The organism is Duganella radicis, assembly GCF_009720825.1.
Taxonomy (GTDB): domain Bacteria; phylum Pseudomonadota; class Gammaproteobacteria; order Burkholderiales; family Burkholderiaceae_D; genus Rugamonas; species Rugamonas radicis.
On record NZ_WNKY01000015.1, the window covers coordinates 117399 to 138389 of the forward strand.

Here is a 20991-nt window from a genome sequence, read left to right on the forward strand (position 1 = left end):
GGCTGTTTTGTTAATGATTTTGTAAATCTCTGTTATATTTGAAGTGACTTCTCCTTAACATTTTCCAGCAGGCAGTAGTATGAGAATCGCCGTACTCGACAACGACCGCAGCCAGGCCGACCTGATCTGTCAGGTATTAACTTCGGCCGGCCACATCTGCCACAGCTTCCAGACGGCGAAGGATGTGCTGGCGCAATTGCGCAAGGACAGCTATGACATGTTGATCCTCGACTGGCAGGTGGCGGACCTGAGCGGCGCCGAAGTCCTGCGCCGCGCCAAGGAAAAGCTGCCGGACAACGCCCCCGTGCTGTTCCTGACCACCAGCTCCGGTGAGGACGACATCGTGGCCGGCCTGGCCGCCGGCGCCGACGATTACATGATCAAGCCGCTGCGCCGTAGCGAGATGGTGGCCCGGGTGCAAGCCTTGTTGCGCCGCGCCTACCCGGCGCAAAACGGCGCCGAATCGCTGCAATTTGGCCAGTACGTGTTTGAGACCCGTCCCGGCCGACTGTTGATGGACGGCATTGTGTTGGATGTCACCCACAAAGAGTTCTACCTGGCACTGTTATTTTTCCGCAACATCGGCCGTCCCCTGTCGCGCGCCTACATCCACGAAGCGGTATGGATACGCGAGACCGCCGTGCCGTCCCGCACCATGGACACCCACGTCTCCCGCGTCCGCAACAAGTTGCAATTAAAACCAGAAAACGGCTTCCGCCTGGTGCCGGTCTACAGCTACGGCTACCGCCTGGAAAAACTTGGCGCCTGATGCGGGCAAACAGGCTGCCCTATCTTTAGGCAGTCCACAGGGCAACACTCGGGTACTCACGGTATAATGACCGCATATTGATCGTCTGGACCCGAAATGCAGCTGCTTGCCGTCGGCCTCAACCACACCACCGCACCGGTCTCGCTCCGCGAGCAGCTGGCGTTCGCCCCTGAGCAGCTGGGGCAGGCGGTGATGGCGGCGCGCTCGTGGTTCGAACGCATCGACCATCGCGGTTCCGACGAGGCGGCCATTCTCTCGACCTGCAACCGCACCGAGTTGTACGCCGCCAGCACCGTGCCCGATCCGCTCGACGCCGGCGCCCATTTCCTGGCCGATTTCCACAAGCTGAACTACGCCGAGCTGCGCCCGCACCTGTACATGCTGCCGCAGCACGACGCCGTGCGCCACACCTTCCGCGTCGCCTCCGGGCTGGACTCGATGGTGCTGGGCGAGACGCAGATCCTCGGCCAGATCAAGGACGCCATCCGCACCGCCGACGAAGCGGGCGGCCTCGGCACCTATCTGCACCAGCTGTTCCAGCGCTCGTTCTCGGTGGCGAAAGAAGTGCGCAGCACCACCGAGATCGGCGCCCACAGCGTGTCGATGGCGGCGGCGGCCGTGCGCCTGTCGCAGCGCATCTTCGACAAGATCTCCGAGCAGAACGTGCTGTTCATCGGCGCCGGCGAGATGATTGAATTGTGCGCCACCCACTTCGCGGCGCAGAATCCGAAAACCATCACCATCGCCAACCGCACGCTGGAACGCGGCGAAGTGCTGGCCCACCGCTTCGGCGGCCGCGCCATCCGCCTCGCCGACTTGCAGGACAAGCTGCACCAGTACGACATCGTGATTTCCTGCACCGCCTCCTCGCTGCCGCTGATCGGCCTTGGCATGGTGGAGCGCGCCATCAAGGCCCGCCGCCACAAGCCGATGTTCATGGTCGACCTGGCGGTGCCGCGCGATATCGAGCCGGAAGTGGCGCGCCTCAACGACGCTTTCCTGTACACGGTGGACGATCTGGGCAAGGTGGTCCAGACCGGCATCGAAAACCGCCAGGCCGCCGTGGCGCAGGCCGAGGCCATCATCGAAACCCGGGTGCAATCCTTCATGCACTGGATCGACGACCGCGCCGTGGTGCCGGTCATCCAGCATCTGCAAGAAAACGGCGAAGCACTGCGCCAGATGGAACTGGAGCGCGCCCGCAAGATGCTGGCCAAGGGCGAAGATGTCGACGCCGTGCTGGAAGCCCTGTCCAGGGGCCTGACCGCGAAATTCATGCACGGCCCGCAGCAGGCGCTGCACCGCGCACAGGGCGAGGAACGCGCCCAACTGGCGGAACTGCTGCCACAGATGTTCCGCGGCCGCCGTTAGCTGTCCCCTCCCCGCCCTGCCCTCTTCCGCCGCGGCCATTGCTGGCGCGGCCTATCATTTTTAAGAACACGCTATGAAACCATCCATGCTGGCCAAGCTCGATCAACTGGCAAACCGCCTGGTCGAACTCGATGAATTGCTGATGTCCGAAGGCGCCACCGACAACATGGACGCCTACCGCAAGATGAACCGCGAGCACGCCGAAATCGGCCCGCTGGTGGCGGTCTACAAGTCCTATCAGGAAGCGCTGGGCGACATCGAGGCCGCGCAGGAAATGCTGGCCGATCCGGACATGAAGGACTTCGCGCAGGAAGAAATCGAAGCGGCCAGGAAGCGCACCGCCGAACTGGATCTGGAGCTGCAAAAAATGCTGCTGCCGAAGGACGCCAACGACGAGCGCAACATCTTCCTCGAAATCCGTGCCGGCACCGGCGGCGACGAATCGGCTTTGTTTGCCGGCGACCTGCTGCGCATGTACACCCGCTTTGCCGAACGCAATCGCTGGCAGGTGGAGATGGTGTCGGAATCGGCCTCCGACCTGGGCGGCTACCGCGAGGTGATCGTGCGCCTGGTCGGCAACGGCGTGTACTCGAAACTGAAATTCGAATCGGGCGGCCACCGCGTGCAGCGCGTGCCGGCCACCGAAACGCAGGGCCGCATCCACACCTCCGCCTGCACCGTGGCGGTGATGCCGGAAGCGGACGAGGTGGAAGACGTCAACATCAATCCGTCCGAGCTGCGCATCGACACCTTCCGCGCGTCCGGCGCCGGCGGTCAGCACATCAACAAGACCGATTCCGCCGTCCGCATCACCCACCTGCCGACCGGCATCGTGGTCGAGTGCCAGGACGACCGCTCGCAGCACAAGAACAAGGCGCAGGCCATGAAGGTGCTGGCGACCCGCATCAAGGACGTGCAGCTGCGCGAGCAGCAGGCCAAGGAAGCCGCCACCCGCAAGAGCCTGATCGGTTCCGGCGACCGCAGTGAACGGATCCGGACATATAACTATCCGCAGGGCCGCATGACCGACCACCGCATCAACCTGACCTTGTACAAGCTGGATTTCATCATGGACGGCGATCTGAATGAACTGGTCAACGCCCTGACCACCGAACACCAGGCCGAGCTGCTGGCGGCGCTGGGCGATTAATCCGGCCCTAAGGCTGAAATGGCAACTTTGTGCGAGAATTCCCCGATTCATCCGAGGATAACCACATGATACATACCCGCTCCCTGCTGCTCTCCATCGCCATCGCCGCCTTTGGTTTGATCGGTGTCGCCCTGTATTTGCAGCACGGGCTGGATATGCTGCCTTGCCCGCTGTGCGTGATCCAGCGCTACCTGTTCATCGCCATCGGCGTGCTCGCGCTGATCGGCGCCTACGCCAGCAAGCCGAAAGCGCTGGCCACGGTCGGCCTGCTGGCCGCGCTGGGCGGGCTGTTCACCGCCGGCAAACACCTGTGGGTGCTGGCGCATCCGGGCCTGTCCTGCGGCATCGATCCGATGGAGACCTTCCTCAACAAAATCCCGACCGCGACCTACCTGCCCTTCCTGTTCAAGGCCGACGGCCTGTGCGAAGACGCGCTGGCGCCGTGGTTCGGCCTGTCGATTCCGCAGTGGTCCTTCCTGTGGTTTGGCCTGTTCACGCTGTCGCTGGGCTGGCTGCTGATCCGCCGCGTCAAATGAGCGTCACCATCGCATCCCTGCAAAGGCAATCCGTGCTGGATGCGCTGGATAACCGCGTGCTGCTGTGTCACGCGCTGGGCCTCAACCGCATCGCCCTCATCACCCAATCGGAACGCGTGCTGACCGATGAGGAAGCGCAGCGCTACCACGCGCTGGTGCAGCGCCGCGTGGCCGGCGAACCGATCGCCTACATCGTCGGCCGGCGCGAATTCTTTGGCCTGCCGTTTGAAGTCAACAACGCGGTGCTGATCCCGCGTCCCGATACCGAACTGCTGGTCGAGCTGGCCATGGACCGCCTGCCGGCCAAAGGCCGCGTGCTGGACATGGGCACCGGCAGCGGCGCCATCGCCGTCTCGCTGGCGCACACGCGCAAGGATGCCGAGGTCACCGCGCTCGATGTCAGCCAGGACGCCCTGGCGGTCGCCCGCCGCAACGCCGCCGCCAACAACGTTCGCGTCACCTTCCTGCAAAGCGACTGGTATGCGGCGCTGGCCGACACCGCGCCGTTCGACGTCATCGCCTCCAACCCGCCCTACATCGCCAACGGCGACCGTCATTTATCCGAAGGCGATCTGCGCTACGAACCGGTGGGCGCGCTGACCGACCACGCCGACGGCCTGTCGGCGCTGCGCATCATCATCAGCGGCGCACCCAGGCACCTCAAGCCGCAAGGCTGGCTGCTGATGGAACACGGCTACGATCAGGCGGAAGCGGTGCGCGCGCTGCTCACCGAAGCAGACTACGCGGAAGTGCAAAGCTGGCGCGACCTGGCCGGCATTGAACGCGTTTCCGGCGGCCGTCTCAAAGCCTGATCTGCAAGCGCCGCCGCAAGGCCGACAGCAGCACGGCCGCCGGCGCCGGCTTGTACATCACCTCGATGAAATCCCCGGGCCGCGCAGGCGGCAGCAGCGTATGCAGCAGCACCGGCGGCGCTTCCTCGCGCGGCCAGATATCCCACACACTTTCATCGGCACACAGAATCAGCGAAGGATCGCGATCGCCCGGCTCGTACTGCACGTCGAACTCCGCGCTTTCCAGAATCTCGCTCAGATAATCCTGCATCGGCTGGTGCGGTTCCAGCAGCAGGACGGCGTGGCCGGCGCCAAACGGTTCCGGCCAATCGAAATGGGGGGTGGGCGGGATGGCGTCCGCCTCCTCCGCCAGCGGCACGCGGATGGCAAAACGCAAGCTGTCGCCGCTCTGTTGCAGCCGCCCGCCCATGGCGCGCACCAGATGCGCCGCCACCATCACGCCCGGCAGGATGCGCTCATCGGCCAGCGAGGCCGTGACATCGCGCCACGGCCCCTCGGGCTGGCCGGCCTGGAACGCCAGCGCCACCTGCCCCGCCGAGGAACGCGCCCGCAACGCCAGCCGTCCGCCGGCATGCTCGCGGATGCGCGACAGCACCTGCTCCAGGCGGCGCGCGTCCAGCACGGCCAGCGCCGGCAGCCGGTCGCCTTCATGCGTCACATGACGCATCAGCGCATGCAAATAGGCCGGCGCCTCGGCCAGCTCTGGCGCTTGCAATTCGAAACGCGCGCACTCCTGCAAATCTGAAAGCCATTCGAGCTGACGCCGCGCCTCGTGCTCCATCGCGCCCAGGTCGGCCCAGCCGCTGGAAGCATTGGTGGCGATGCGCGCCAGCGGCGCGCGCAGGTCATGGTTCAGCGCCGCCAGCAAGCGCGCGCGGATGTGGGTGGCAGTCGAGGTCTGCATAGCGCTCCTTTTCAGGAAGGTGATCCATTATTGCACCAACCGGGAGCCAAATGCGGCTTTTGTTAAAATGCTCTTTTTGCCGCCTTCCGGCGAGTTCGGCCAATTTCGGTTAATCTCAGCACCAATAATTTTTTGCTGCACCAGAAAGGATTTCAAATTGCCAACTCTTTTGACACGACGCCTGGCCCTGCTGGCCGATGAAAAGCACCGCGCCGTGCTGGCTGGCGGCTTGCGCGGCATCGAACGGGAGACCTTGCGCGTGGACCGCGCCGGCCATCTGGTCCATACCCCGCATCCGGTGGCCATGGGTTCGGCCCTGACGCATCCGCAAATCACCACCGATTACGCCGAGACCCTGCTGGAATTCATCACGCCGGCCGAAAAAGACATCGCCGACACCGTCGCCAAGCTGGACGGCATCCACCGCTACGCCTACAGCAAGCTGGGCGACGAGCTGCTGTGGAGCCAGTCCATGCCGTGCCAGCTGCCGGCCGAAGAGGATATCGAGATCGCGTACTACGGCACCTCGAACATCGGCACCCTCAAGCATGTATACCGCCGTGGCCTGGCGCTGCGCTATGGCAAAGCGATGCAGTGCATCGCCGGCATCCACTACAACTACTCGCTGGACGAGCGCCTGTGGCGCGTGCTGGCCGAGCATGAAGTGAGCGGCAAGCGGTTGACGCCGCGCTCCTTCCAGTCGGAAGCCTATCTCGCCACCATCCGCAACTTCCGCCGCTACAGCTGGCTGCTGATGTATCTGTTCGGCGCCTCGCCGGTGCTGTCGAGCGGCTTCCTGCGCGGCCGTCCGCACAAGCTGGACAAGCTGTCCGACGACACGCTCTACCTGCCCTACGCCACCAGCCTGCGCATGAGCGACCTCGGTTACCAGAACGATGCGCAATCGGGCCTGAGCCCGCACGAGAACTGCCTCGATAGCTACGTGGCGGCGCTGACCAAGGCCGTCAACCAGCCCTACGAGCCGTATGCGAAGCTGGGCACCAAGCGCGATGGCGAATGGATTCAGCTCAGCACCAACGTGCTGCAAATCGAGAACGAGTACTACTCCACCATCCGTCCGAAGCGCGTGATCCAGACCGGCGAGCGGCCGATCCAGGCGCTGTGCGCGCGCGGCGTGCAGTACATCGAAGTGCGCTGCATGGACGTCGATCCCTTCGAGCCGGTCGGCATCAGCGTGGCCACCGGCCGCTTCCTCGACGCCTTCCTGCTGTTCTGCGCACTGGAGGAAAGCCCGACCATCACGCCGGAACAAGGCGCGGTCTACACCGAGAACTTCGCGCGCACCGTGAAGGAAGGCCGCCGTCCGGGCCTGACGCTGAACAACGGCGAGACCGAAGTGCCGCTGCCGGTATTGGGCGCGCAGCTGCTGGAGCGCATCCGTCCGGTGGCCGAGCTGCTCGACTCGCTGCGCGGCGACAGCGTCCATGCCGATGCGCTGACGGCGCAGTCGGCCAAGCTGGCCGACGCCGAGCTGACACCATCGGCCAAGGTGCTGGCGGCGCTGCGCGCCAACGGCAAATCGTTCGCCGCCTTCGGCCTGGCGCAAAGCGAAAAGCACGCGGCCTACTTCCGCAGCCATCCGCCAACCGCCGAGGAAGCCGCCTACTTCGACAATCTCGCCGCCGTATCGCTGGCCGAACAGGCGGAGATCGAAGCCGCGCCACAATCCAACTTTGACGACTTTGTCGCCGCCTACCGCGCGTCCAACCTGTGCCAGTCGCGGGACTGTGACTGATTTACATGCTGACCTTCTACAACGAACAGCACGCGCTGCATCGTGGCCGCCACGAGTTCTTTCGCGGCGAGCAGGTGCCCTGCTTTGAAAAGCCGGAGCGTGCCGATTCGGTGCTGGCGGAACTGGGCCGGCGTGGCCTGGGGCGCATCGTCACCCCGCACGGCGTGCCTTTGATGTCGCTGGAACGCATCCACACGCCGCGCTATCTGCACTTTCTGCGCAACGCCTGGAGCGAGTGGGTGGCGCTGGACCCGGCCAATGCACACAAGGATGCCTTCCCGTCCGTGTGGCCGGTGCGCACGCTGCGCAGCGACATCGAACCGGAAAACTTTACCGCCCGCATGGGCCTCTACTCGATGGACAGCGGCACGCCGCTGACCGCCGGCACCTGGACCGCCGCCAAGACCGGCGCCGACTGCGCGGTCAACGCGGCGCACGCGCTGCGGCTGGGCGAGCGTGGCGCCTTTGTACTGAGCCGCCCGCCGGGCCATCACGCCGGCGCGGACTTCTTCGGTGGTTACTGCTTTCTGAACAACGCCGCGCTGGCGGCGCAACACATGCTGGACGATGGCGCGCGCAAGGTGGCGATTATCGACATCGACTACCACCACGGCAACGGCACGCAGAGCATCTTCTATCACCGTGACGATGTGCTGTTCATCTCCATCCACGCCGATCCGCGCGGCGAGTATCCGTTCTACCTCGGCCACGCCGACGAACGCGGCGAAGGCGCGGGCATGGGTTACAACCTGAATCTGCCGCTGGCGGCGGGCAGCAGCGCGCAAGCGTGGTTCTCGGCGCTGGAGACGGCCTGCATCCGCATCGGCAGCTTTGCGCCGGATGCCCTGGTGGTGTCGTTGGGTGTGGATACCTTTGCCGGCGACCCGCTCTCGCGCTTCACCCTGCAAAGCGCCGACTATCTGAAAATCGGCGAACGCCTCGCATGGCTGGGCAAGCCCACCGCCTTCATCTTCGAAGGCGGCTACGCGGTGAAAGAACTCGGCGTCAACGTGGTCAACGTGCTGGAAGGTTACGAGACAGCGCTTTGAAGTGCCAATCGTTGAGATCAAATCAGTATATATCGCGCCGGTAGCGGCCCTCTTCGGTCAGCTGAGCCAATCGGCTGCGGCCGAGGATATCGGCCAACGCGTCATCCACACCGCCGGCCATGCCTTGCAGGCTGCCGCAGACAAAGATGGCGGCGCCGTCGTTGACCCATGCGCGCAATGTGTCGGCACGCTGGCGCAAGCGGTCCTGCACGTAGCCGCCGCCGTTGGCGTCACGCGAATACACCAGATCCAGCTCCGGCAGGAAGCCGCGCACGCGCCAGCTCTGGATTTCTTCGGTACAGACAGCGTCATAAGCCTGCTGGCGTTCACCGAAGATCAACCAGTTGCGTTGCTGGCCCTCCAGCACTCGCGCGCGCAAATGCGAGCGCAGGCCGGCAATGCCGGAGCCGTTGCCGATGTAGATGGCCGGCGCCGGCTTTTCGTAAACATCGAAAGACGGATTGGCGATCAGACGCACACGCACTTCATCGCCGATCATCGCTTGCGCGGTGAGCCAGCCGGACGCCAGGCCTACCTTGCGCACCACCAGCTGCATGCTGCCGTCCTGCGAAATGGAAGCCAGCGAATAGCGGCGCGGCGTAGTGTCCTTGCCGTAGTGGCCCGGCCAGATATCGACCAGCGCGCCCGGACGCCAGCCCGTACCGACGTCGCCGTCCAGCGTGATCTCGTATAGCGGCGCGCCAATGCTGCCGGGGTTGAGCAGAACGCGTCCGCTCAGACGCCAGCTCACATAATCATCATCGCCAGCCGCCGCTTGAAGTTGGACATCGCTTGCCGCCTCGCCCATCAGGCCGCGCAGCGCGTTGCCCCAGCGCGCCAAAGCGCCGGCATCGCCCTTGTCGACTTCAATGATCGGATGGAGCGGCTGCGCGCCCATGAAAGCCAAACGCTGGTCCAGCGTGCGGCCAAAGCCGCAGAACTGCGTGTAATTGCGGTCGCCCAGCGCCAGCACGGCATACTGCATATGCTTGAACTCCTGTGCCGCTGCATGCAGCAGGCGGCTGAACCGGCGCGCGCTATCGGGCGGTTCCCCCTCGCCAAAACTGCTGGCGACAAACAGCGCCCGGCGATATTTGCCCAGCTGCGGCGGCGTCAGTTTTTCCAGCGAGTGCACGTGCACCGCCACACCCGCCTTCTGCAAAGCCGCGGCGCTTTGCAGCGCAAGGCGTTCGGCCTGGCCAGTCTGGCTGGCGTAAGCCATCAGCACCGGATCATCGCCGGCTGCCGTCGGCGCCGCTGCCAACTGCGCGCGTTCGGCCCGCGCGATGCGCTTCTGCTTGCGGCGGTCCAGATACAACATCCAGCCGGTGATGCCGAAGCCCGGCAGCGCCAGCGCGGCAATGAACACAATCAGCTGCCCCGCCACGCCGAAGTAAGTCCCGATATGCAGCGGATAAATGGTCGACTGCAAGCGCGCGCCCAGCGGCTTGTCGTTATACAGGTCCTGCTTGAGCAGCGCGCCGGTCTGCTGATTGATCGTCATGCTGCTGCGCGCGCGCACGTGCGTGGCATCCTTGGCCACCCACAGGATTTGCAGCGGCGCATTGGCACGCTCCGGCGGACGCAGTAAAACCATCTGCCAGTTGGGCGCGTCCTTCTGGAAGGTCTCCCAACCCGGGGTCAGGTCCCCCATTGATGCATCAGGCCGCTTGACGCCTTTCGGCTTCGGCGCCGACGCTTCGCGCGGCGGACGCAAAGTGCCCATCCAGCCATCGGCCATATCCCGGATAGGATCGAAAGCCCAGTACACACCGGACGCGGTGAACATCAGGAACACCACCATCACCCAGGTGCCCGCCACCGAGTGCAAGCCCCACAGGAAGGAGCGGCCCTTCATGCGCGTATCGAAAGTCAGCCAGGTGCGCCAGTCCCATACACGGCGCGGCCAGCGCAGATACAGGCCGGTCAGCGCAAGGCCCATCAGGCAGAACGCCAGCGTGCCGCTGACCATCTTGCCCGGATCGCGCGGCAGCAGCAGGAAGCGGTGCAGCTGTTCGGTCCATTCGAAGAAGTCTTCGCCGGCCAGCTCCGGCAGCAGCACACCGGTGTAGGGATTGAAGTAAACCGTTTCCCCCTTGCGCTGGCCCGGCGGCGGCGCAAATCCCACGCGCGCACTGGCACCCGGCGTATCGTAGAAGATGATGCTGGTCACACGCTCATGCGGCCTTGCGGCCTGCGCGGCCAACATGATCTGCTGCGGCCCCAGCACCGGCGCGTTCCGCACCGCGACGTTGCGCACGCCGGGATTGATCGCATCCAGTATCTGTTCGCGGAAAGCGAGCGTCGCGCCGGTGAGGCCGATCACCATCAGGACCGTGCCGGCGGTGATGCCGACAAACCAATGCAGCTGGAACCAGAGCTTTTTCACAGATCGACCTTCACACTCAATTTGATCAGGCGTGGTGCGCCGGAGGCGAGGCGCGTGCCTGCGCCGGCCCAGTATTGTTTGTTGGCGGCGTTATCCACGTTCGCCTGCCACACCATGTTCTTGTACGCGTAGCGGCCGCCGACGCTGAACAGCGTCACGCCGCCAAGGAAAGCCTGATTCAGATCGTTGACCGGGCGGCGGCCGGTGTAATACGCGCCGCCATTGAGCGACAGGCCCGGCGTCAGCTCATAGGACAGGAACGCGCTGCCGGTCTGCTTCGATGCGTTCTCGGGGAGCTTGCCGTTGTAGTCCGCATTGATATGACGGAATTCAGGATCGATGAACTGCGCCGAAGTTTGCCACGACAGCTGACGCGCCAGCTTGCCCTGCGCGGACAACTCCACACCGCGATAACGCTGCTCGCCATCGGCCGTAAACACGTTGGCGGCATTGGTGTAATAGCCCGGGCGGCTGATATCGAACAACGCAGCCTGCACCAGCGAGCCACCCGCCACGCGCCAGCGCGCGCCGACTTCCTTCTGGCGGCTGACGCCAGGCGCCATGCGCACACCGACATTGGCGCTGCCGGTCGGCGCGGTCTCGCCTTCTTCCAGCCCTTGCGAGGACGAGGCGTAGAACGACAAATCGTTATCCAGCTTGTAGATCAGGCCCGCCATCGGCGTGGTCTTGCTGACGTCATAGTGGCTCGCGCCCTGGTCGCTGCGATACTGCACGCTGCGCACGCCGGCCACCGCTTGCCAGTGCGGCGAAAAGGTCAGGCGGTCGATTGCATACACGCCGCTGTCGCGCGAATCCAGCGCCGCCGTGGTGGGCGCGGCTGGATAAGCGCCCACCGTGTAACTGGTGATCGGCGTCGGGTTGTACAGGTTTTGCGCGGCGATGGTGTAGTTGGCCTGATAGATTGGATCTTGTCCCTTGTCGGTCCGCGTCGCGCCGAAGGTGACATCATGCTGCACCGGGCCGGTCACCACCGTGCCCGCCAGTTCGGCGCGCAGCATGTTGGAATCGACCACGCTGTGTTGCAGATTGCCGGTGATGCGGCCGGCACCAGCGGTCAGCGCCGCCGCATTGGTCAGGCGGAAGATGGCCAGCGCGCGGTCGCGCGCCGTTTCGGAATGGCCGGCTTCCACCGTCAGCGCCCAGTCATCGCCCAGCGCATAGTCTGCGCGCAGCAGGATGTTTTTGGTCTCGGCCTCGAACTTGGCCCAGTCAGGGCCGATCAGGCGTTTCGGGTCCACCGCCGGCGGCAGCGTGATCACGCCATTGACGGCGGCCGGCAACGCGATGCCCGCCTGCTCGGTCACGCGGCGCTTGTCGTATTCCAGATCGGCCTTCAACAGCAGGCGCGCATTCACGCGCCAGTCCAATGCCGCCGACGCGAACTTGCGGTTGCCATTACCGACGTTGTCCAGATAAGAACCGAGCGTGCCGCCAGCGGCGTTGATGCGTACACCCACTTCGCCGAATCGGCGCGCCACATCGGCGGTGGCGACCGCGCTGCCATTTTGATCGACTATCAGGCCCACCGTGCTGACCGGCGTGGCGCCGGCCCGCCTGGTGACGAAGTTGACCACACCGGCAGGCGAGGTAAAGCCGTAGTACAAGGCAGTGGCGCCTTTCAGCACCTCCACCCGCTCCTTGTCCTCCATCGGCACCTGCGAAAAGTTCATGATCGGCAGCGAACCGTTCAGACGGTAGTTGGTGCGGTTCTCCACCGCGATGCCACGGATGACCAACTGATCCCAGGTCTCGCCGCCATTCTGCTGTCGGGTGACGCCGGCGGTATTCTTCAGCGCGTCGTACAAGCCACCAGCCGCCTGCAATTCCAGCACCTCGCGCGTGACCACGTTGACGGTGGACGGCACGTCCATGATGTCCGCGCTGCGGAAACTCCCCGCCTCCACCGTTTTCGGCGCAAAGCCTTCCGCCCGCGCGGCCGTCACCTTCACGGCGTGCAGGACTTCCTCATCCTGCGCCAAGGCGGGCAAAGCGGCAAACAAGGCGAGATAAAGCGGCAATGGACGAAATGACATGAGATGCGGAGACAAAAGACAGGATGCGCACCATTCTATAGGTAATGCGAATCATTATCAATTACTACCACAATGGGAAAGTGGTCAGTCTTCGTTGCAAATCAACACGCATTCCTCAGCTCGCCCGCAAACTCAAACCTCCATGGTCGGCTTCAAATTTGAACTCTGGAGAACATATGCATCCAAAAAAATGGAACGTCTCGACGCGGTTGGCCGGAGGCTTTAGCCTGGTGCTCGCCTTACTGGTAACGGTCTCCGTCATCGCCTACGGACGGCTCGAAGCCACCAGAACGCTGCTTGACCGGATGCTCGGCGAATCGCTCCAGAAGGAACGGCTGGTCGTTGAGTGGCACGGTCTGACGCAGGTGAATGGCGCGCGAACGGTGGCCTTAATTTCCGGCATCGATGGCGACGAACGTGCGCGCATGGAGCAAGACGTCAAGCGCACCAGCGCGCAAATCAGCGCAATACAGAAGAAACTGGAGCCCCTGTTCAACAGCGATGCGGAGACCGCCCTCTATGCCGCCATCGGCGCGCGCCGCGACGCATACCGTAAGGCGCGTGAAGAGACGGTTGCGCAACAAAATTCGGGAAATACCGACGTCGCCGCCGGTCTGATTGAATCCCGGCTTGGGCCGGTGATGAATGCCTACCTTGCCGCCATCAACGCGCTGGCCAAGCGCCAGATGACGGAAATCGACAACCTGTCGCGTGAAGTGCAAGATCAAAATCGCCAAGGCCAGATGATGGTGGCCGGCCTGAGCGCCCTGGCGGTGCTGGTCGCAACCCTGTGCTCTATCTGGATTGCACACTCAATCATCACGCCGATCCGATACGCCGTGAGCGTCGCGCGGAAGGTGGCGGACGGCGACCTGAGCACGGATATTCAGGTGACCTCCACCGACGAGACCGGACAGTTGCTGATGGCGTTAAAGGAAATGAACGCTGCGTTGGCGGGAATGGTACGTCAGGTGCGTCACGGGACGGACGCCATCTTCTCCGCCTCAGGCCAGATTGCCGAGGGAAGCCACGACCTCGCCTCCCGCACCGAACAGCAAGCCGCCTCATTGGAACAAGCATCCGCCTCCATGAGCGACCTGCTGGCGGCGGTCAAGCGCAATGCGGACAGTTCGCGCCAGGCGGACCATCTGGCGCGCGAGGCGGCGGATATCGCCAGCGCGGGGGGCGCGGTGATGTCGGAGGTCATCGATATCATGGAGACCATCAACGACGCCTCACGCCAGGTGGTCGATATCATCGGCGTCATCGATGGCATCGCGTTCCAGACCAACATCCTCGCGCTGAACGCGGCCGTCGAGGCGGCGCGCGCCGGCGAACAGGGACGCGGATTCGCCGTGGTGGCAAGCGAAGTGCGCAACCTGGCACAGCGCAGCGCGGCCGCCGCCAAGGAGATTAAAGCGTTGATTGGCAACTCGGTGGACCAGGTCAAGGTTGGCAGCGGCCGCGTCCAGCAGGCAGGCGCCACCATGGGACGCATCGACGAGGCCATCCATCGGGTGACGGACCTGATGGCGGAAATCATGGCGGCCAGCGGGACGCAAAGCGACGGGATGGAGCAAATTGGCCTGGCTATCGCGGAAATGGATAGCGGGACCCAGCAAAATGTCTCGCTGGTCGAAGAATCCGCCTCGGCGGCAGGCGCATTGCACGAACAGGCCGATCATCTACTGCGAACTGTGCAAGCCTTCAAGTTGCACGATGAGATATTGAACCCGGCTTCGACAACCAGTTGGCCGGCAGCCAAGGCTCCTAATCTGAGCAAATAAAGTCGCAAACTCCACCAAGGGCTACAGGGGCTAAAAACGACGCGTATTACGCAAATAAAGTCGAAAACAAGCCGGCTTCGCAGCGCTCAGCCCGCCCCTTTCTAACAATTAAAGTCGAAAACAACATAGCTGAGCTGCGCACTTGCGGAAAACGACGTACAGCGCCGGTGGTAAATAGGAATTTCAAAGTAAGTGAAGAATGCGGCTTTGGCCGTGCCGCAGGTGCACGAATTATCTATTCGGTTCTTTTCCACGCAGGCCAAACATCAGCTGTCCGCGGCAGATGAAGCAGAGTTAAAACGGAATGATATTGCTCCGCATAAAGTTTCATCTCACGGACAGGTGTGTCAGTACTCGCGTGAGGAAACCAGACTGATGCTGGTATCTTTGTTCCTGAACGATCGTGCCTAATGCTGGGGTTGGATGCGATTGACGCCTCTGGAATGGGAATAACATTCTTCCTCGTCCGAAAGAAAGCTCCGGATTTCGAAGCTGGCTCACTGGACCACGCCCAGTTGATGAAGCCATCCTTCGACATCACGAGGACCGCTTTTTCCTCGGTGTACTGGAGCCATTTTAGTATCGCCGCAGTCAATGAGACACCATAACGATCCGCGCAATGCCCAAGCAAATCAAGGTCAACAGTACCGTTTGCCTGCTTGCGATAATCATCGAGCGGCATGAGAAGATATGAGGCAAACAAGTCCGCCTGCCCTTCTATGTCTTTGTCATCCTGCGACCAGCTAAGCATGTCCTCATCGCTACACTGAAATGAGTCTCTTAACTGTCGATGTAAGATGTAGTGTCCCAGTTCGTGGGCTTGTGTGAAGCGTACTCGACCTGGTGACGGTACTGAGTCGTTATACAGCAGCAGCCATTCCTTTCGCTCATCACCAGGAAATAAGGCGCCATCAAAACCCTTAATGTTAGCTGCCTGCACCTGTGTGATCGGATCAGACCACCCAAATATCCGGGCCGCCTCCAACGCAAGAGGCGCCACTTCTATTGGAAAACGGTCTACTCCATGAGCTGCACTGAACATCTCTGCCAGTTTCGCAAGGCGATTGCCAGCACGCTGTGGAGTCCAAACCTCAGTCATTAGGATGTCTTTTTGAAGGTGTTCAAAATCCTGCGAAGCTGTTCTTTCGCTTCGGGCTCAAGCTTCTGATACCCACGGAAGAAAGCCTCATCAAGATGCCGCTCCTCAGGAGCTCTCACATCTTCTTCGAAAAAATAAGTGGCTGTCACACCAAGAACATCAGCCAATGCAGTGAGCTTTTCGGCAGAAGGCCGCTGCGACTCCCTATTTTCGAGCTCCCACAGGTAACTTTTGCTGAGGCCGGCCATCTCCGCCAGCTTTTCGAGTGTCAGCCCACGCTCCTTACGAAGCTCGCGAAGTTTCTCGCCGAGACGTGTCGTCATGTTCGTCTCCAATTTAACAAATCACGAAAGGAGAATACCACGCTACCGAACTTTTTGTTTGACTTCCGTAGGCAACGGTGTACCATGGACACGACTTCCACGATTCCGAACTTTTTTTACCTATTAACTGATACAACCTAGACCGCCCTAGATAGGAGCCCTTGATGTCCCGTTCTCACATCGACCATCGTGATCTTGTGCGATTTGCAGAAGATAAGGTTAATTTGCCAAAAGACAAGGCAAATGAATATCGCGCGCAAGCGCGGCGGTTGCGTGACAAGTTGGAAGGTTACATTTCGGACCATCCAGATTTTTCTTTGAAGCGTATTCAGTTGTCGGGTAGCTTGGCTAAGGGTACCGCACTGCGCTCCCTCAACGATATCGATGTGGCGGTCTACATCAGCGGATCAGATGCGCCACACGACGTGCGCGCATTGCTGAACTACCTGGCAGAACGGTTGCGCAAGGCCTTCCCCAACTTCAGTCCTGAGCAAGTCAAGCCGCAAACTTACTCGGTCACCGTTTCATTCCGAGGGTCGGGACTCGATGTCGATGTTGTACCGGTCTTGTATGCTGGCCTGCCGGACTGGCGCGGCGATTTGATCAGCCAAGACGATGGCTCCTTCCTTGAGACAAGCATTCCTTTGCATCTTGAATTTGCACGTAAGCGCAAGCAAGCGCAGCCGGTTCACTTTGCGCAAGTGGTGCGACTTGTGAAGTTTTGGGCTCGTCGCATGAAGCAGGAGCGTGATGGTTTCCGCTTCAAGTCCTTCATGATCGAGATGATTCTCGCGAAGCTGTGCGACGACGGCGTTGACTTCTCCGATTATCCCGAAGCGCTGCAATCGTTTTTCACATATATCGCAAAATCCAACCTCCGTGAACGCATCGTCTTTGAAGACCATTACAAAGCATCTAGCGTTGGTACTCTCTACGACGTCGTCCAAATTATCGACCCGATCAACGCGACCAACAACGTAGCGCGACTTTACACAGCAGAAAACGCAGATGCCATTGTGGATGCGGCCCTGGACGCCGGTGACGCTATCGATTCCGCCCTCACAGCCCCGAATAAAGAGCTGACCCTGCATTATTGGCAGAAGGTCTTTGGTCCATCATTTCAAGGTTGAACATCATGAGTTATAGCTTTACAGCGACAGAAACCAAGACCTTCACCCTGACACATGCCAAGCACCTTGCCGCAAAGGTGGCTGCTGACCTCAAGCGTTTGCAGCGCCTGTACGGCCACATCTCTGACGAACGCATCGTACAGTTTGAGGGTGAGGTAACAGAGCTATTGCGGCAGGGCTACCTGGGAACCGTCACCTATGGCTTTAAACGCGACGATAAATGGATCGAGCCGACGTTAAGGTACACCTCCACCGACTTGACTTATGCCGGCACTGACGATGATCCAGGTCGTGTACGTCCAGGGCTGGATATTAGCGGCGCGGGGTTTCACAGCTTCCTGACTTACAGCTCAGCCTGGTATGCACTCACCTCCGATCAACGTACAGCGATTGAGCAACAGCTGCCCTTGCAACGTACTGCCGGTTCAGAGCCGCTGGTCAGCAACGGATATTTCGCAGACGACAAAACCTATTCATCTGGCGGCCGGTCTCTGGGCCGCTCTAGCGTAAGGAGCTATTAATGAATCCGAATCTCCAAGGCTTGTTTGAGCATCCTGCCACCTTACCGGACCCCGATGCTCAAAGTCGTCTGGCACGCCTGGTCGGCATGGACGAAAAGATCAAGCGGCTGGCCAACGTGCTTGGGGTGCTCATCAACCCCACCGGGTTACGAAAGTGGCATGACAAACATCATGCGGAAGCGAACGGTCTGCTCGATGCGATGATTCGGCGGCCGCCGCTGGTTGTTTTATCAGGTGATGTGGGTTCAGGAAAGACTGAGCTGGCGGAAACTATTGGTGATAAGGTAGCACGCCAGGAAGATATCGACATCACTCTGCTTCCCTTGAGCCTATCTTCACGGGGACAAGGGCGCGTCGGTGAGATGACACAGCTGGTGTCGTCTGCTTTCGAACACGCGTTCAGCGAAGCCAGCAAATTTAAGTCAACAAAAGGTGGCCCTGCTCGTGGCGGTGTGATCTTGCTAGTGGACGAGGCCGATGCGTTAGCGCAGTCACGCGAATCAGATCAGATGCACCATGAAGACAGAGCCGGGGTCAATGCTTTCATTCGGGGCATCGACCGATTTGCTAACGGCGGCTTGCCTGCTGTCGTGCTTATGTGCACCAATCGGCTCAATGCATTAGATCCAGCAGTGCGCAGGCGAGCTGCGGACATTCTCGTATTCGAGCGACCAAATTCTACACAGCGATATGAGGTTCTCTCGCGCCGCTTAGGAAGTGCTGGATTCGGCGCAGCGGACCTGCACGCCCTTGCCGCTGCGACAGGAGAGACACCCCAGCGATCGTATGGATTTACATACTCCGATATCACGCAGCGATTACTTCCCGCGATCGTTTTGGATGCATATCCTGATGGACCGATAAAGCCCGCACGTGCTATCGAATTGGCTCAATCTATTTTACCGACGCCCCCGTTCCGCGACATCTGAGGCTGGTGCATTAGTTTACTCCACTCGTTAATATCCCAAGGATAACCCATGACTCAAGCCATTGCCGTACGTAGGGACGGGGATGCTTTTCAAGCCCGAGTCTTCTGGCGTAAGGCCGCTTGTTTATTAGATCCAAAGAGTCCTGTGATACAAGTAGGATTCGAATCCGGCCCCAAGGGTTTCGATGATGTGTGGGTCGCTTACGCATCCGAGCGGGCGCCGGGGGATCACGAGGGCAACCCGATCCTACGTGAACATATCCAGTGCAAGTGGCATGTCTCGGTGAACGATTTCGGCTATGCTGACCTGGTAGATCCAGAGTGGATCAATGCCAACAAGTTCTCGCTTTTGCAACGGGCACGTGCTGCGCAATCGGTCCACGCCAGCGACGGCAAAGGTGCACGGTTTAAGCTGCTCACCAACTGGAGGGTAGGACAGCAAGACCCGCTTCGCCGTTATATTCATCAAAAGTCGAAAACGCTGCGCCTCAAAGACCTGTTCGATGGCACTGGGGATGGCTCCATCGCTGGCAAGGTCAGGAAACTTTGGCGCGAACATTTAGACATCGATGACAAAGAGCTGTTGCTGCTGGCACGCACACTATCCTTGGATACCGATTCAACCTCGTTGGACGATCATCGAGCATACCTAGACTTGATGTTCGAGAACCGCGGTCTACGGCGTATTCCGGATAATGAAAGCAGTTTCGTCTACGACGATATAGCCTTCCAATGGTTAGCACAAGGCCGCCTGCAATTCGATAAGCAGACATTCCGAGAGGCCTGCAAGCGCGAAGGGCTATTAGCCGGCGAGAGCCTCTCGTGCATGACTTTCGGTGTGAAATCGTTCGAACATCCATTTGACCGACTGGAAGATCGCTGCACCAACGTTCTCGATCTGATCAAGTACTTTGATGAGCGGGCAATTCGCGACCAAGCAGAATGGATAACGACACTGTACCCAGTGCTCAAGGGTTTTCTCCAAACCGCAGCCAAGGCAAATGAATATTTGCGCTTGATTCTTGATGCACACATCACGTTAGCTTTCGCCGCAGGCTCAATATTGAACATCAAGTCTGGACGCAACGTCGAGATTGAACAACGCACTGTTCATAAAAACATTTGGCATGCGAGCGATATGCCAAGTGACCCATCGTGGCCTCAATGGGAATTTGACCTTCAATCATTACACGAATCCGATGGGGAAATGGCTGTCGCCGTCTGTCTAACCCACGACGTAACTGCTGCCGTAAAAGCCTATGTCGCAACGACTTTACCTCAAGCGAGTTCCCTATTGATTGCTCGGCCCAGCGGGGGCGCCGGAGCACGCTCCGTTATATGCGGGCGACACGCATTCGATTTAGCGGAATCACTAGCACTTAGGCTCAACCAATTGCGAGTACAAAGTAAGCCAGCGCTACATCTTTTTATCGCAGCCCCTAATGCTTTCACGTTCTTCTTTGGACAGCGACAGCCTGGCCTGGGTAAAACCGCTTTATATGAATACGATTTCGAAGGATCTCATGGTGGCGGCTACACGCAATCGCTGCGTTTACCTGTCTAAAAACGGATATTTTTGGCGAGCAAAGAGGAGCATTGATTAGCTGATGGATATATACGAGAACATCATTATCGGGAACTTCCTGTACAGTCTTGGCGCCGCAATGGGTAAACGAAAGGAAACGGATCAGCTTCCTTTAGCTGTAAACCTCCTTCAGCAAACTCCCCTCGATAAGAGTGTCGCAGACGTGCTGCTCCGAGGAGCGCGAACAATGCGGATACTTGAGTTCAAACGGGCCAAAAACGACAGCGATAAGGAGACCGCAAAATTACTGCACTTGAGTCGAGCGCTCTCCACTGAAGCCAATTCCACCTTACTGCGTATATCGCGCGCTATCCATTGGTTCATTGGCTCGATGAGTGATAATACGGGCTTGAATATTCGTATCGTTCCATATCTCGATTTTCAACAACCCGCTGCGGCAAAAAAAACGCTACAAGAATTCATCGCCGCGATGGTGAATGAAGCTGCCCAATCTGGTCCGGACAACGGGGAGCTATATGACCGCTATCTTGAAGTGTTGGCTAATTGCCAGGGTTCAGCAAAAGGTTCTTCAGGCGGCCTTGTCGCGTCAGTTGATGAAAACGGAAACGTGAGTTACGTGGTTGTCGAAGATTTGCGCGAACTCGGTTTGACACTGACCCAGTTACACAGCCTCTATCAGCAGCGACAGCAAGAGCTGACATTGCAATTGACGCGAGAACTTAACTATGAGCGGGGAGGCATAAAGTGGACCCGTCAGTCAAGACACTCAGCCGGTTAATTTAAGCTGTGTCCGTTTCCACTTCCGCAGCTGCTCGGCGCTGCCCCGTGCCACTCACTTTCTCCGGCTCCCGGTCCGCGTCGCCGAAT

At 60.4% G+C, this 20991-nt stretch carries 19 protein-coding genes; 13 read left to right on the top strand and 6 right to left on the bottom strand.

The features are described 5' to 3' along the window. The first annotated feature begins 79 nt into the window (after positions 1-79). The 5 genes from GM676_RS15580 to prmC all read left to right on the top strand — a co-directional run bounded on the left by GM676_RS15580 (position 80) and on the right by prmC (position 4638). Entirely contained in the window at positions 80-769 is a 690-nt protein-coding gene (locus GM676_RS15580) for a response regulator transcription factor (RefSeq protein ID WP_155464573.1), read from the top strand. A 96-nt stretch (positions 770-865) separates the two neighbouring features. Next, complete coding sequence (hemA, locus tag GM676_RS15585; RefSeq protein WP_155464575.1) at positions 866-2140, top strand: glutamyl-tRNA reductase; 1275 nt, start codon at positions 866-868, stop codon at positions 2138-2140. Positions 2141-2213: 73 nt separating this feature from the next. Next, positions 2214-3290 (top strand): peptide chain release factor 1, encoded by a 1077-nt coding sequence (gene prfA, locus GM676_RS15590; RefSeq protein WP_155464577.1) that lies wholly within the window; start codon positions 2214-2216, stop codon positions 3288-3290. A gap of 65 nt (positions 3291-3355) precedes the next feature. Then, a complete protein-coding gene (locus GM676_RS15595) occupies positions 3356-3826 on the top strand; it encodes a disulfide bond formation protein B (protein WP_155464579.1) in 471 nt (156 codons plus the stop codon). Then, positions 3823-4638, top strand: a complete 816-nt coding sequence (gene prmC, locus GM676_RS15600) for a peptide chain release factor N(5)-glutamine methyltransferase (RefSeq protein WP_155464581.1) — start codon at positions 3823-3825, stop codon at positions 4636-4638. Before GM676_RS15595 ends, prmC begins: the two co-directional genes overlap by 4 nt. Here prmC and GM676_RS15605 read toward each other — a convergent pair. Beyond that, a complete protein-coding gene (locus GM676_RS15605; RefSeq protein ID WP_155464583.1) occupies positions 4628-5542 on the bottom strand; it encodes a histidine kinase in 915 nt (304 codons plus the stop codon). The two genes, prmC and GM676_RS15605, sit on opposite strands and share 11 nt — an antisense overlap. Before the next feature lie 27 nt (positions 5543-5569). Continuing rightward, positions 5570-5698, bottom strand: coding sequence for a hypothetical protein (locus GM676_RS32600; RefSeq protein ID WP_267875612.1), 129 nt, complete (start codon positions 5696-5698; stop codon positions 5570-5572). Between the two features lies 1 nt (position 5699). On the opposite strand from GM676_RS32600, the gene gshA reads away from it, so the two are divergent. Next, positions 5700-7298 (top strand): glutamate--cysteine ligase, encoded by a 1599-nt coding sequence (gene gshA / locus GM676_RS15610; RefSeq protein WP_155464585.1) that lies wholly within the window; start codon positions 5700-5702, stop codon positions 7296-7298. Positions 7299-7303: 5 nt separating this feature from the next. Continuing rightward, positions 7304-8347, top strand: a complete 1044-nt coding sequence (locus tag GM676_RS15615) for a histone deacetylase family protein (RefSeq protein ID WP_155464587.1) — start codon at positions 7304-7306, stop codon at positions 8345-8347. 22 nt (positions 8348-8369) lie between these two features. On the opposite strand, the gene GM676_RS15620 is transcribed toward GM676_RS15615, so the two are convergent. Then, the gene (locus GM676_RS15620; protein WP_371866254.1) at positions 8370-10736 is read right to left on the bottom strand and encodes a PepSY domain-containing protein; all 2367 of its coding nucleotides are present in this window, start codon (positions 10734-10736) and stop codon (positions 8370-8372) included. Next, a complete protein-coding gene (locus GM676_RS15625; RefSeq protein WP_155464589.1) occupies positions 10733-12790 on the bottom strand; it encodes a TonB-dependent siderophore receptor in 2058 nt (685 codons plus the stop codon). The genes GM676_RS15620 and GM676_RS15625 overlap by 4 nt, the downstream gene beginning before the upstream one ends. A 176-nt stretch (positions 12791-12966) precedes the next feature. Between GM676_RS15625 and GM676_RS33060 the strand changes: the two genes are divergently transcribed. Further along, positions 12967-14577 carry a methyl-accepting chemotaxis protein gene (locus GM676_RS33060; protein WP_170304305.1) on the top strand — a complete coding sequence of 537 codons (1611 nt, stop codon included), beginning with the start codon at positions 12967-12969 and terminating at the stop codon, positions 14575-14577. A gap of 235 nt (positions 14578-14812) precedes the next feature. Here GM676_RS33060 and GM676_RS15635 read toward each other — a convergent pair whose 3' ends face one another. Then, complete coding sequence (locus GM676_RS15635) at positions 14813-15676, bottom strand: ImmA/IrrE family metallo-endopeptidase (protein ID WP_155464593.1); 864 nt, start codon at positions 15674-15676, stop codon at positions 14813-14815. Beyond that, positions 15676-15999, bottom strand: coding sequence for a helix-turn-helix domain-containing protein (locus GM676_RS15640; RefSeq protein ID WP_155464595.1), 324 nt, complete (start codon positions 15997-15999; stop codon positions 15676-15678). The genes GM676_RS15635 and GM676_RS15640 overlap by 1 nt, the downstream gene beginning before the upstream one ends. Positions 16000-16163: 164 nt before the next feature. Here GM676_RS15640 and GM676_RS15645 point away from each other — a divergent pair, with 164 nt between their 5' ends. From GM676_RS15645 to GM676_RS15665, 5 genes are read left to right on the top strand one after another with little or no spacing between them, the layout of a single operon-like run. Beyond that, entirely contained in the window at positions 16164-17129 is a 966-nt protein-coding gene (locus GM676_RS15645) for a CBASS oligonucleotide cyclase (RefSeq protein ID WP_155464597.1), read from the top strand. 5 nt (positions 17130-17134) lie between these two features. Continuing rightward, entirely contained in the window at positions 17135-17650 is a 516-nt protein-coding gene (locus GM676_RS15650; protein ID WP_155464599.1) for an HORMA-1 domain-containing protein, read from the top strand. Then, entirely contained in the window at positions 17650-18579 is a 930-nt protein-coding gene (locus tag GM676_RS15655) for an ATP-binding protein (RefSeq protein WP_155464601.1), read from the top strand. Before GM676_RS15650 ends, GM676_RS15655 begins: the two co-directional genes overlap by 1 nt. A gap of 48 nt (positions 18580-18627) precedes the next feature. Next, complete coding sequence (locus GM676_RS15660) at positions 18628-20142, top strand: SAVED domain-containing protein (RefSeq protein WP_155464603.1); 1515 nt, start codon at positions 18628-18630, stop codon at positions 20140-20142. 43 nt (positions 20143-20185) lie between these two features. Then, positions 20186-20902 (top strand): hypothetical protein, encoded by a 717-nt coding sequence (locus GM676_RS15665; RefSeq protein ID WP_155464605.1) that lies wholly within the window; start codon positions 20186-20188, stop codon positions 20900-20902. Positions 20903-20991 lie beyond the last annotated feature (89 nt).